At 41.4% G+C, this 14,041-nt stretch carries 11 protein-coding genes; 7 read left to right on the top strand and 4 right to left on the bottom strand.

The window, feature by feature from the left end; translation table 11 throughout:
* Positions 1–29: 29 nt before the first annotated feature.
* From ATS75_RS14015 to ATS75_RS14000, 4 genes are all read right to left on the bottom strand, one after another.
* Positions 30–2,867: a TolB family protein gene (locus ATS75_RS14015; RefSeq protein ID WP_058561041.1), complete on the bottom strand. Its 2,838-nt coding sequence runs from the start codon at positions 2,865–2,867 to the stop codon at positions 30–32.
* A 421-nt stretch (positions 2,868–3,288) separates the two neighbouring features.
* Positions 3,289–4,818: a PH domain-containing protein gene (locus ATS75_RS14010; RefSeq protein ID WP_058561040.1), complete on the bottom strand. Its 1,530-nt coding sequence runs from the start codon at positions 4,816–4,818 to the stop codon at positions 3,289–3,291.
* Positions 4,811–5,368, bottom strand: coding sequence for a PH domain-containing protein (locus tag ATS75_RS14005; protein ID WP_058561039.1), 558 nt, complete (start codon positions 5,366–5,368; stop codon positions 4,811–4,813). Before ATS75_RS14005 ends, ATS75_RS14010 begins: the two co-directional genes overlap by 8 nt.
* 67 nt (positions 5,369–5,435) lie before the next feature.
* Entirely contained in the window at positions 5,436–6,287 is an 852-nt protein-coding gene (locus tag ATS75_RS14000) for a D-hexose-6-phosphate mutarotase (RefSeq protein ID WP_058561038.1), read from the bottom strand.
* Positions 6,288–6,626: 339 nt separating this feature from the next.
* Here ATS75_RS14000 and ATS75_RS13995 point away from each other — a divergent pair, with 339 nt between their 5' ends.
* The 7 genes from ATS75_RS13995 (at position 6,627) to ATS75_RS13965 (ending at position 14,030) form a co-directional block, all read left to right on the top strand.
* Entirely contained in the window at positions 6,627–7,121 is a 495-nt protein-coding gene (locus ATS75_RS13995) for a MarR family winged helix-turn-helix transcriptional regulator (protein WP_058561037.1), read from the top strand.
* A 120-nt stretch (positions 7,122–7,241) separates the two neighbouring features.
* The gene (locus tag ATS75_RS13990; protein ID WP_058561036.1) at positions 7,242–8,564 is read left to right on the top strand and encodes a porin; all 1,323 of its coding nucleotides are present in this window, start codon (positions 7,242–7,244) and stop codon (positions 8,562–8,564) included.
* 147 nt (positions 8,565–8,711) lie between these two features.
* Positions 8,712–9,182, top strand: a complete 471-nt coding sequence (locus ATS75_RS13985) for an RNA polymerase sigma factor (protein ID WP_058561035.1) — start codon at positions 8,712–8,714, stop codon at positions 9,180–9,182.
* A 10-nt stretch (positions 9,183–9,192) separates the two neighbouring features.
* Positions 9,193–10,161, top strand: a complete 969-nt coding sequence (locus ATS75_RS13980; RefSeq protein WP_058561034.1) for a FecR family protein — start codon at positions 9,193–9,195, stop codon at positions 10,159–10,161.
* Positions 10,162–10,243: 82 nt separating this feature from the next.
* Positions 10,244–12,964, top strand: a complete 2,721-nt coding sequence (locus ATS75_RS13975; RefSeq protein WP_058561033.1) for a TonB-dependent receptor — start codon at positions 10,244–10,246, stop codon at positions 12,962–12,964.
* 89 nt (positions 12,965–13,053) lie between these two features.
* Positions 13,054–13,638: a biliverdin-producing heme oxygenase gene (locus ATS75_RS13970; protein ID WP_058561032.1), complete on the top strand. Its 585-nt coding sequence runs from the start codon at positions 13,054–13,056 to the stop codon at positions 13,636–13,638.
* Positions 13,635–14,030, top strand: a complete 396-nt coding sequence (locus ATS75_RS13965) for a YbaN family protein (RefSeq protein ID WP_058561031.1) — start codon at positions 13,635–13,637, stop codon at positions 14,028–14,030. The genes ATS75_RS13970 and ATS75_RS13965 overlap by 4 nt, the downstream gene beginning before the upstream one ends.
* Positions 14,031–14,041: the final 11 nt, after the last annotated feature.

Raw genomic sequence — 14,041 nt, 5'->3', positions numbered from 1 at the left:
CCTTGAAGTACATCAAGGCATTAGCGTGATTAAAGAGAATAATAAAAGCCTAACCATCCTCTTAGCTCATCCTCGAAGCTATCGCCTTCAACTTTTGCCAAACCAAAGTCAACATGAAGGTCGTTAATACCCGCACTTGCCAGTCCAAAGCCAATTGAGTCTTGCCACTTAATGCCATAGCTTTGTGCGAACACTTCACTGTCAACTTGATGTTGCTGATAATATAACCACGGCATTCCTTGGGCAAAACTCACCCCACCGCCATAGCCTTGGTAACGCTCTGCCGTTGCAGCATTAAAGGGAAGTTCTTTCGCAAACACATAGTCTGCATGGGTATTATTAGCAATTAACGTTGAACTAAAACCACCAAGCGTCAAACGGGCATTATCACGATACCGTTGTTGGTAGTTCACATATAAAGGGATGTCATACGCTTTACCAAATAACTTGGCCGCAAAGTCATAGCCTTGCCAATCATGGTCTTCATTATCACCTTCATACCATTGAGCAAGCACACTTTGACCAATTGAAAATGATTGGCGATCATGGCTCCAACGCTGTGAAACAGCCGCTCTTAACCATTGCTGATTGCGTTTACTGCCTACTTTTGTGTCTATATCAGTGTAGTTGTATGCGATTGAGGGAGTTATTTTAAGCTGGCCGATACTGATCAAGTATTTCGCATCAACATAACCACCTTGTTTGGCATGTTCAGGGCTATTTGTTGCGCGCGCTTGCTTTGTGCCATCCATATCATACATAAACAACTTGGCATTGTATTCAACGTGGTTCAATCCATATTTCACTTCGGCAAATGCCCCTGAAAGCGCCTCATTATCAAGGCTTGCGCTATAGCCTATTTGCCAATCTAGTTGCTTAAGTAAATCACTGCCTTTTAGACTCACATTAACCAGTGATGATGACGCCGAGCTATATTGTGCACCCAAAGCCATTGTCGCGTTTTGTTGCCATGGATCATACTCAAACGAGTTACCAACGTCTGATGTGTACACCTGCGCAGCGGGTAGCCTGTGCTCATCAACAAGAGTAAGCGGAGCAAGTGTTTGTTCTGAGAATACGGTAATTTCAGCCCCCTTGTGTGAAGGGCTCAGCTGCCTAAAATCTAATCCTTCACTCGTAATAGAGAGATACAAAATGGCGTCATCATTCATGACCTGAGGGTAAGCGACCGCTTCTTGCCCCTGCGTCATTTGAGTTAATGTATTTTCGTCTATATCAAAGCGATAAATATCCAATGCACCATTTAACCCCGCCACAAAATATAGCGACTGCCCATTACGCCCCCAACTTGGCTGAGATAAGTATTGATAGCCATTTGGCGTGGGTACTCTATGGCTGTTTCCCGTGTTTAAATCTTGTATATACAACTGCCAGTTGTGGTTATAGGTTGTTCTTAAATAAGCTAATTTTTGTGAATTAGGACTAAGTACTGGATAATCAAACACATCCTCTAAACTTTTATCAAATAATGGTCTGGCAGTCGCGGTTTGAATATCATATTTAACAAGTTCAGAGTAACCGCCCCGAGACCGCTCTGCAAATAAGGTTTGCCCATTATCAGCAATGCTAAACCGGCGTAACCCTGCAAGCTTAGTGAGTTGTTTCACCTCACCGGTACGAACATGCCAGCTAAAAATATCTGCCACACGGGTATTCTTAATTTCATCATGGTTCGTAAATGCACCAAAATAAATCTCCTCATCATTTAGCCACTGAGGATTTTGGATACCCGCACGGTTAATTTGATTCAGTACTTTCTTTTGTTTTCGTTTAAATACAGCAGGCGCTGAATCTACGATATCAAGCGGATCATTGTTCAAGATTTCCTGTTGCGCTTGTGTAAATTCCTCGGCAGCACTCGCATTATCTTCGGTGCTATAAATAACAAGTTGTGTTTTGCCCTCTTTATCGCGCTCCACAACGGCTATTTGCTGGCGGTTTGGCGATAATATGGGATTACGGGCACTAAAATTTAAATCAAGCCAAGGCTGGCTGATTAAGTCATTTTCAGTGTGCTCTTTTGCCATCGCTTTGTAGGTATATTCGGCAATAAAACGCCGGTACAGCGTGCTAGCCCCCTCACCAAAGACGCCACTAAACGCATCGTCAAAATCTCGTGTTTTAACCCCTTGCATACGTGTCCACACGGCATCTAATGTGTCTTTTGAATAATTATTTTCTAACCAATATAAAAAGCGCACCCCCATTAAATAAGCCATTGAACCCGCCATATAACCGCCATCAACACTGTTTAGTTGATCATAGGTTGGCAGTGACCCTTGCTGAGCAAACTCAGTCAAAATCGCTTCGCTGTAATTATCAAATAGCCGTCCTCGTCCTGTCATTTTGGACTCGAGTAATGTGGCGTATCCTTCTGCTGCCCAGCGAGGCATCGGCTCATACATTAAGTCATAGAGATCCCACACCCCTCGAACTGCTTGGCGCCAATCATTGCGGGTAGGTTGCGCTAAGTGCACCAAGTGGACATACTCATGTAATATCAATAACTGCTGCCAACCAGCGCTATTTGACACCACAGTGTCTGATTGAGGAGGCGTTGTAAAAAGTGCCATCATCGGGTTTTCAGAAGGGGGTAAAGCAAATCCATTCGCACTATTGAGCGGATCAAATACGACCACATCTATTATTTTATCTATGGCACGATTTTGTTGCTCAAGCACCTTAGTACGCACTATTTCTAACTCATTCGCTGCAGAATGAGCCCAATCGTGAGACGCCTGAGTATAATGAACGTTGAAATGTTCTGTGTGAATAGTGTGCCAGTTTGTTTGCGCATAAAGGTCATTTGCAAGCAGTAAAAATATGATGGCGAGTATGTTTTTCATCACGATCCCTGATATTTTATTTTCAGGTATTATGCACATAACTGATGAAGTATGGTGAGTGTTTAAATGTAAAAAAACGTGTTAATCAATTTCCAAAGGCTGAACCAAACTCACTAACAGACTAATAATAAATACAGAAACGACAAATACTAATACCGCTCTTAACACACTAATCCCTGCACTATACATGGCTAAAGTGATTAAACTCCCCACCACCAACACACCACCACAAGCACACATTTGCGATGACGCTCTATGGCAACGGATATGACACATTAAAACGAATACAAAGCAAAAAGCGAATAAACAAAGCACCAATACCATCAAAACCTCAGCTTCATTGCATAAGAAGCTATCAGTATAAGGTGAACTTAAAATAAGTCAATGCAATTGATAATCATTTGCAATTGAGGATTGAGAATTACATCCAACGCCTTTGCTCCGATTCAGCCTGTAACAAAGTAAAATCAATGATGTCATTCGCGATATGACTTTTCAGATAAGGCAAAGAAACACTGCCGGATGCAAGTTGTATAGACAAGCTTTTTAAGTCACTATTTCGCATAAGAAAGGTACTTATACTGCGTGCGCTTTGCGCTTTGTATAACTCAAACACGCGATATTGCACACCAAGCATACCACTTCTAAAAATACCGTAGTAGCGCCCGTTATGTTGATAAAAATAATACCCATAGCGCACATAAGATAAGTACACGAATACACTTAAAAAACAAAACCCCACCACACCATGTAATGGATGTAATACATCAGATATATACCCACCCACCCCTATAATAAGGCTAGGTAATAGGGCATAAAATACAGTGTTTTTATAAAGTAATGCCTTTTCTACGCCCTTAAAGTTTAATGCTTTAAAGTCAAAGTTATCCCGATTTAACCAAGGATAAACCCATAATAATGTTTGATTTACTTGCGCTATATTTAATACAGGCATGACTAAACTCTGCTTACTCTTTGCGCCTGCAGCAAGCCCACTTGTTGCCTGAAAACACTGTATTGTGTAACGATTTAATAAACGCGCAATAAGATTTTGCTTAATAACGATTGACTGTACTTTTTCTAAGCTTACTGATAACTGATGGCGTTCTAATAAACCTGCAATACGCTTAAATTTACCTTCTTTAAAATAGAGCTCATAGTTATAAAATCGAATCAGCGACATTATCACTGACAACAAAACAGCAACCAGAATCACTAAAAACAAAATTGAAAATACAGCTAAAGCAGCTGCATTAACCAACGTACCCACTTCTTGTTCGTAAAATACCTCTAGCCGCTTAATCACAGCATCTTCTAAATAATCAAATATAACATTCATAAATGGCGCTAACGCAGCCAATGCTAAAATGGCCATATTCGACATTAAGCCAAATTTAGCGACTTCTTTATTGCTCAACATTAAGCTGAGCAAAGGATCGTTTTGTACATACTGTGAAGAGGAGCTCGTTAGCTCCTTATCTTCAACCTCTTTGTAAGTAAGTACCTGCTCACGCATGCTTTCGGCATAATGGGTGGTAACACCAGGGAGAACCACTTCTTGTGAGACACTGCCTGCAGCATCAAAAATACAATTAACTAACCCTAAAGGCTTAAAGTAAAAAGGCTCTGCTATATTGACGTTTTGTACTCTTAGAAAGCTAAGGGTCAGGCGCTCTTTTTTAAACACCCCTTTATTGAGCATAATGTCATGATCATCCGTTATGCAAAATCGAAAATTGATATAGTAAGCAATCGAGTAGACAAGTAATGCAACCACAGCAACAGCCGCTGCAATTTGCCCCCAAAACAGTTTGTTTTGAACTTGAGTAACGAACACCACGGCGATCGGCAATAAATTAAAAATGCCGTCTTTGACAAAGCGATAAGCAAAATGCAGTACAAAGTACACTAGCGCCCATGGCGATACTCTTTGCCAATGTTGTTTATTCATTTATGGACTCGTCAGTATTCGCGATGTCTGTTGATTCAGTCTGTGTCAGCGTTGGTTGCGTATAATCTTGTATAAACTGACGAATATCCTTGCAGTCACCATGACTTAAGCCACTAATATTTAAATCTGCACTCATTCCCCCTGCACTGTATAAGCGCAAACTAGCTAAACCAAATTTTCTTTCTAAAGGGCCTCTGTGTATTTCCGTATGTTGAATGCGCGAGAGCGGTAAAATAGTCACCTGTTGCCAAATAACGCCTTTTTTATAAGCAATATCGTGATTACGAATAGCCACACCTCTTAGCCGAACACTCAGCACATTGTAGGCTAATGAGGTAATTAAAATGCTAGGGAGGGCAACTAATAATGGTGTTTGTGCAAGGCTTGCAAACGCTTCATTAAAGTAACACACAGCCGCCAGCACACACATAAGAGGGACGTAAAATAACAGCCAGCTCACTTGTACATAAAATAATGCATTATCAGCGAGCGGTTTAAATATTATGTCTTGATGTGTTGGCAGGGCATCCAATTGGTGATTTTCAAACACTCAGTTTCATCCTTTAAAAGCCAACGAGAACATAATGCCGTTGGCTTGGTTTTACTCTCTAAAACGATTAAACCCAGCTAATAGTCGTGCCTAATGTGTGGCTTTGCCCCGGCGCTACCGTTGCACTATCTTCCATCACATTGGCAGCTTCTAAGCACAACATAGTTAGGTATTCATCATTAGCAAAATTAGATAGGCGCTTTGACTTTTCAATCCATGGGTTCCATAAAACGCACGATGTTGAATTTTCTCGGCCAACTTCAATAATCCCATCGGGTGTTATTATGCGCTGAACAGCGGCAGCTTGGGTATAAACCATATCCGTTTCACGCGCAAATCCCACCAACTCATCCTGATCGAATGGACCTTCTGCAAACTCAATGTATTTCGATCCTTGAAGCCCATCAACTTGAGTATCTTTAATTGCAGGTGTCGGAAAGTACGTGTGTAGAGCTTGAGTAAAGGTAATTGTTTGGTCACCCAGATTTGTTGTGGTTAGACGGACTTCGAGCTTACTCGTTAATATGAACTCAACTTTTAAGGTAGACTTATGCGGCCAATAAGCGGTATCAATTTGGTTCATTGGCAGTGTTAAACTAACCCGAATGTGGTCACCTTGTTCTGACACTTCATCTGCGCGCCAAAGACTCGTGCGTGCAACACCGTGAATAGGCCAATCAGGGTTCGGATTTACCCCAAACCATGGCCAACAAATAGGAATTCCTCCCCGCGCACTTTTACCTTCTTGGTAATCTTCTTCACTCGATACCCAAATAAGCGGTTTTTTCCCTGCCGGTGTGAACTGGGTTAACTGCGCACCTTGTAAAAATATTTTAGCAGTGCAAAAGTCGCTTGCTACATTAATGTACTCTAAGCCTGAGTCTGATTGCTCAATACTTACAGATGGAGATAACTTCATAATACGTCCCATAATAATGAAAAGCCTGCCATACCTTACCCAATACACGACTCATTAGTAAATATTTATTAGGTGTATTTTCTGGAAAGTTATAATTTTTCATTCTGTCACTGAATGCCAGCAAATTAAGCACAAGAAACATTTAATCAATAACCGACAAAATGAAGTTATTTTAATTTCAGCTCAAACTAAAAATTTGAACCTGATACGCTTTATGTAAAGCATTTTATACATCATGAAAAACCATTTCCATTTGAACTCGATTTATTTGACGTGTAATATTTATTGGTTGCGATTTTAATACCCTCGCAATGACTCCCACTTTTATGAGATAAAATAATGCAAAAATATGACGAGTTATTAGTTGCTTTACGCCGTGTGATCCGCGCTATAGACCTTCACTCTAAGCAATTAAATAAAACATCAGGCTTAACAGGCCCTCAGTTACTGATCATGCAGGAAGTGGCACAGAGTGATGGGATAACAGCCAGTCGTATTGCTCAAAATGTTAATTTAAGCCCTGCTACTGTAACAAACATCCTTGATCGCCTTGAGAACCGTAATCTCGTCAACCGTATTAGAAGCCAATTAGATAAACGCCGTGTTAGCTTATACCTAACCGAAAGTGGAAAAGCGCTACTAGCTAAAGCACCGCAACCGCTTCAGGAACATTTTATCGAAAAATTTACAGCATTAGATGAATGGGAGCAGAGCCAATTATTATCTTCTATGCAACGCATCGCTGCGATGATGGATGCCGATAAAATAGATGCCTCACCACTGCTTGAAGTAGGCGCACTAACAAAACAGCCTGAACCAAAAACAACCGAATAATAAACCGCTAGCGGCTTTCATTCATAGTATCATCGTCTTGTGTGATTTTTAACTGAGCTTGGGTTATTGGGTTATTTCATCTATCCTATGCATTACCTGAACTTACACTAGCGATGACTTATGTTTAACCTTTCAAAGCTAGCCCTCGCAGTCATGCTTGGCAGCACTTCTACTTTTTCCCATGCATCAGATATTGATGACATGCAAGCTCAATTAAAACTACTGCAACAACAGATGCAGCAACTACAGCAAAAACTGGATGCTGCTGAGCAAAAATCAACACAACAACAACAAGCCATTGATCAGCAAATAGCGAAACAGCAAAAAGTTGAAGAGCAATTAATTGCTGAAGCTAAGCCTGCTAAAAAGTCGCAAGGTATTAAAGTTGGCGGCGCCGTAAGAACCAACTACAGCCACACATCATATGACGAAGACAGTAAAGATCGTGGTGGTGATTACGACTTTGATATTTTCAGGCTGAATTTTTCTGGTGATGTAGGCGACGTTATGCTGAATGCAGAAATTCGCTTTTTTGATTACATGACCGCTGTAAAGTATGCGTATGCTGCTTATGACTTTGCCGATGACTGGCAAGTCCAAGCGGGTATTACTAAAGTGCCATTCGGCAACTGGCCATACAATTCTCATAACTATTTCTTCGGTACCACTTATTACATTGGCCTTGAAGATGATCACGATATGGGTGTGCTCTTCAAGCGTAAAATCGCCGACAACTGGCAACTTGATTTAGGTTTTTTTAAAAATGATGAATTAGGTGGCGTCGATGGCTACGTTGATAACCGCAGTGACCGCTATTCTTACGACGTTGTTGGCTTTAGAACTGTCGATGAAGGTGTGTATGCGGATCCCGGTGCAGAAGGAGGCAATCCACTTGGCGAGTATAATACCTTTTCTGGCCGTTACGGGTACCATATTGAACATGATGGTGGCAAAACTGAAATCGGCTTTTCAGCGCTGGCTGGCGGATTACATGATGGCGTAGAGCGAGCTGGTGACTATAACGCATGGGCTATGCACATTAATAGCAACCTCGGTGCATGGAACTTACAATTTCAACATGGTGAGTATGATTACAATGTTGATAACGCAAACCGCATGGCAGTCGGATCGTATTCATTTTATGACAGCATTGCCGCACAAGCCACGATGACCAATGCCAATATAGCGTATAGCTTGCCTGTTGAATGGGGCCCAGTAACGGGACTACAATTTTATAATGACTATGGCATCATTTACGATAAATCCGATAATACTGAAGATACATGGATGAACGTCACGGGGGTATCTATTGCCGCAGGTGGTTTATTCACTTACATTGATTATGTCTTTGCTAAGAATCAACCTTTTGTAGGTGGCTCTGCTGCGGGTGATAGCAGTGAAACAGAACGTCGATTCAACATAAACGTCGGCTATTACTTCTAATCATTGCGCTACAGCCCAGTAAGCATACTGGGCTGAAAATATAAGCCTTTCGTTTTAAATTCAACAAATGCAAATAAAAACCATTGTTATTAATGAAGATTGACGTTAGTATCCGCCCCCTTTTTAGAAACTTTAAATGGGTGCTGTTTGGAACGTTATTACGCTGAAGTATTAAGTTATATCTCCCGTTCGGTTGGATGCAAAGATAAAGCGCAAAACATTGTCCAAGAAGCGTACACACGTTTATTGAGCTACCGTAAACGTAACCCAGAGCATAATACGTCTGAGCAACGGGCTTTATTTTTCAAAACGGCTAAACACATCGTTATTGATAACTATCGCCGTAATTACGCCGTGACCGACCCTGTTGAGCAAGAGTTAATTGCACCGACTGATTATGAACCGGAAGCTAAATTAGCGAGCCAGCAGCAGCTGAATTTGCTTTATAGGTGCATCGAGCAATTACCTCAGAAAACTAAACAAGCCTTCGTACTCTACAAATTTAAAAGCCTAAACCAGAAACAAATCGCTGAACAAATGGGTATTTCTGTCAGTATGGTTGAAAAGCATCTCGCTGTAGCGATGCTTGCTTGCCGCAGTGAATTAAAAAAACAATAAGAGAAACGAAATGGACCGTCAAAATTTAATCATTCAACAGCAAGTGGATCATTGGCTAGCATCAGAAAAACAAGGACTAACGCATGAACAAGCACGCGCCTTACAGCATTGGCTTGGTGCAGACCGTAAACATTTACTCGCTTACCAAGAAAGTCAGCAAGTAGAACATTTATTGTCGCAACTCTCTAAGCAAGACATTCAATGCCTTGAGCAAACCACCACTAGACCAAATCAATCAACCAGAAACCCGAGCAAAAACCCTTGGGCGATGGCTGCATGTTTTGCGCTACTGTGTGTTTGCATGTTTGGTTATCTAAACTGGTCAACCTCGTTAAACTCTGCTTCCTTTCAAGCCAGTTATCAAACAAAACGTGGAGAAATCACAGAGATCGAATTACCAGATCAGAGTACGCTCACACTCGATGCGAAATCGTCTATTTCTGCTAATTTCGATAGCGATAAAAGAATGAATAAACTCCTCAAAGGCCGTGTAGTGTTTGATGTTGCAAACGATAAAGCCCGGCCTTTTGTGATAGATACTGGTAACAGTACAATTACCGTTTTAGGTACGCGCTTTTCGGTGGATAAAAAATCTCATAGTACACGAGTTATGGTTGAACATGGGCGAGTAAGCATACAAAACCAGCGCGAACGTATTGAGCTAAGCAAAGGTGACGTAGCGACTATTTATGCTTCTGGTATGGTAATAAGCAAATTTGACCCTGAGAGCACGCATGTCGATGCGTTTAAAAAAGGCCGCTTAATGTTTGATAACACTCCGCTTAATGAAGCGCTTGAAACCTTCAATCGTCATCATGATTTTAGTTACACCTTAGCAACTAAATCTCATGACGAGTTAACTATATCAGGCACTTTTTTGGTTTCAGAGTTAGAAAACTTCGTAACCTTGTTACCACACGCTTTGCCTGTTGAAGTTAAAAACCTGAATAATCATTTAATTATAAGCAAACGAAATTAAATCAAAAAAACTTTAAAAATTTATTGAGGAGTTCTCATTCTCATTCGTTTTAATAATAGGTAATTTATTTGGACGTATAAAAATGAGAACTCGCTCTGTACTAAACACACGACTCACTCCCCTTGTATTCACGCTCGCTCTGAGCTTAAGCCTGCCAGCTGCTGCACAGAATCAGCTTTCATTATATGAATTTAACCTTGTAAAACAGCCTATGAGCCATACTCTGACTCAAGTTGCCAAAGCCGCGAGCATGAACTTAATCGCAGATGCAAAACTGTTAAATGGCCTACAAGCACCTGCACTTCAAGGTGAAATTAGCTTAAACCAAGCGCTAGAGTTGGCCCTGCGAAATAGCAATTTAACCGCGCGTATTATCGACAATAACATCATCATTGAAGCGGCTGTAAGCACACAGACTTCTTCAAACCATAAAAGACAAACAAGCTTTGTGGCTGATGGCGCCAACAGCTCGCAACAAGATATTGAAGTAATTGAAGTCAAAGGAGATAGATTACATATGCACCGCGAGCAAATAGCTCGTACCAAAGGTTTATCAAACTCAGATCTCTTCTCTAGCTTTGCAGGTATCGAAGCGAACAACCTGCGCAATGAAGCTGGAGCATTGGACATTGGTATTCGAGGTGTGCAAGGTGAAGGTCGTGTTCCGATCTTTATAGATGGCAGTTTGCAGTCAACCCATACCAACCGAGGTTATATGGGCACATCTGACAGAACCTATATCGACTCAAACCTGATCAGCAAAGTAAATATCGAAAAAGGCGCTTCTGCAAAAGCGTCACCATTTAGTTCAGGTGCAATTGGCGGCATGGTGAGTATTCGCACACTAGATACTCAAGACATTTTAAAAAGCGGCGAGCAATTTGGCGCGCTGGTTAAAGTAAACACCCATAACAATAACCATACACCAGATGTACCAGAGAGCTTTGGGCTACAAAGCTATTACGAAGTAAGCAATGACAATGATACCTTAGATTTTGCTGGCGGCGGCTTTACTCTTGCAACCGCGTACGAGCAAGACAATCTAAAGGCCGTACTGGCTTACAGCAAGAAAAAGGTCGGCAACTATTTTGCGGGTTCAAATGGTTTTGAAGAGTTTGTTGAAGAAAAAGAATACATTCGCTGGGAACCTTCAAAAACCGAAGCTGGGAAATATGACGAAATACCTTATATTGTGTTAATTCCGCCTCCGGTGAATCAAAACGGTGAAGTGGTAAACACTAGCTTTGAAAGTGACTCATATCTTGCCAAACTAACTTACGAGTTCACTGACGAGCAATCGCTTGAAGTAAACACCCGTTTTCATAAGCAAGAAGCTGGGGAAATGCTTGCGTCTTATTGGTATAAGCAACGCGCTGGCGACACAAAGTTTTGGAAAGAGACAGACGAAAATGGTGAAGACCAATGGATGTCAGAAGAAATTCCAGAAGGTGTTGAAACCATGCCACAATGGCAGCCGGGCTCAGCACTGGTAAACAGTGCCAGTGCACATTATCGCTTTGTTCCTAGTAATAATGCGCTAGTCGATCTCAGTGTAAATGTATGGCGCACCAGTGCCCGCTTACAGCAATATAATTCCCTTGGCAGTACCCTAGGTCAAAATGCCGGACAATATTTTCATCGCGTTAATAATAAACGCCATGGTGTAAGCGTGTTAAATGCGTCGGCTTTTGCTGTTGCAAACAAACCAATCACACTGACTTATGGTTTATCTTGGCAAACCGAAACACTTTCTCCGCATAAAGATTGGCAAGATAACTTTAAACGCGATTGGCAACCGACAGACTTTAAACTCAGATCAACATCGCGAAACGGTGAACAAACTAAGCGTGCTATTTTTGCCAATGCGCAAATAGATCTCGCACCAATTGAGCTGGCTTTAAACCTTAACCACCATGATTCTGTAAACCGAGATTATCAGGATGAGAACACCCTAAAATTTGATGGTAAAACCGATTTTACCCTGCAAGCAAAATATCACCTGCTTGATAACACCGCGATTAAAGCAAAATACAGTAACGCTTACAGAATGCCAAATTTGTATGAAACAACAGTATCAGGAGAAGTGTTTTCTTACTCGAGTGATTACCCTATCACCCCTGAAAAAACAAAATCTTATGATATTGGTATCGAGAGTGAATTCACTAATTTAATGCAAAATGGCGATAAACTGGTTTTATCCGCAGAGTACTTCTACACCAATATTGAAAATATGTTAGCAACGGGCTTTTTACCTAAGCCTGGTAAGCCAGCTTGGGATCAAAAATTTACTTTCACAAACTATGACAAGTTCGAGTTACCCGGTACAGAGTTGGGCATTTACTACCAGAGCGACTTGTTCTACAGCAAGTTGTCTTATACCAAGTATTCGAATGTAGAAATGTGTTCGAGTCTGATGGCACAGGCTGCAGACGTCGAGACTTGTAATAGCGGTGGCTTTGCGGGTAGTTTAACGCCACTGCGTGTACCACCTGAGAAAAGCTACATAGCCATTGTTGGTACTAAACTCTTTAACGATGCTATCGATACTGGCTTCACCTATAAAAAGCACACAGAAAAACATCATCCGGGTGGCTTTTTATCAGGCACCGGTGTCACCGCACTAGAGTATATTCCAGCAGGTTACCAGCTAGACTTTTATTTTGATTACACTTTTAGTGACGACATCACAGGCAATATCGCCATCACTAATTTAACCGATCAATATAAAGTCTCGACCGGCTCTATCGTGGCAATGCCTGAGCCAGGCCAAACCATTTCAATAGGCTTTGAGTTCAAATTTTAAGTCTCGGTAATTTCAAAAAATCTAATTAAGATCATAAACCCGCACTGAGTGATATAGCTCACTCAGTGCAACTACTTTTTGGAGCATTCATGACGACCATCGCCCCTTCTCGTGCGCAAAATTTAAAACTTGCTACTGCCGATGTACACAATAATATTGATAAAAGCATTATGGTTAAAGACCCATTTGCAAACACACAGAACTATATTCAGTTTTTAACACTGCAATATTACTTTTTAAATGATGTTGCGGCGCTTTATGAGCACAGCGAATTAAATATGATCATTGAAGATTTACCCACTCGTCGACGATTGAGCATGCTTGAGCAAGACTTTTGTGATGTTGAGCACCCAATACCTCACACTTCCTTTACTCCCTTAATCAGCAACGATACCGACTTAGCAACCGCGTTAGGTTGGCTTTATGTGGTTGAAGGCTCAAAAGTGGGCGCCGCAATGTTAGGCAAACAAGCGCAAGCTAGGCTACAGTTAACAAAAGAGCACGGCGCTCATTACTTAGCAGGCCCCGGCGCTGGACGTGGCAGTGCATGGCGTCACCTAGTACAATTAATTGATGATATTGAGTTAAATGACTTGCAAGAACGCGCGCTGATCAATGGTGCACGCCAAGCATTTACTCGATTCCAACTTTTTCAGGCACATGTCTATTCATGAATTTAAAGGTCGCTTTAGTCGCATATAAAAATACGGGATACCAACTATTGGGGTTAGCCTTAGTTGGTTTGGGGATTATTGGTATTTTATTACCTGTTATGCCCACCACTATTTTCTTTATTTTAGCGCTGGCGTGTTTTACACGTTCATCGCCAAAGCTTGCGACTTGGTTACTTGAACACCCTCGTTATGGCGTAACCTTGCGCCATTGGCACAGCCATAAAGTCGTGCCATTAAAAGCCAAATGGTACGCAGGTTTAGGCATGTTTGCCGGCTTTGTTATTTTAGTTATAAGCACACCACCCAGTTGGGTTATTGCCCTTGTTGCAATGATTGAGTTAGCCGTCATGGCTTATCTACTAACACGCCCTTCTCGCATACCAGAAATGTAAACTTCGTAAAT

Origin of the sequence: Pseudoalteromonas sp. H105 (assembly GCF_001469215.1) — a bacterium.
Lineage (GTDB): Bacteria > Pseudomonadota > Gammaproteobacteria > Enterobacterales > Alteromonadaceae > Pseudoalteromonas.
The sequence above is the reverse complement of the archived record's forward strand: the minus strand, read 5'-3'. Positions and strand labels throughout refer to the sequence as shown.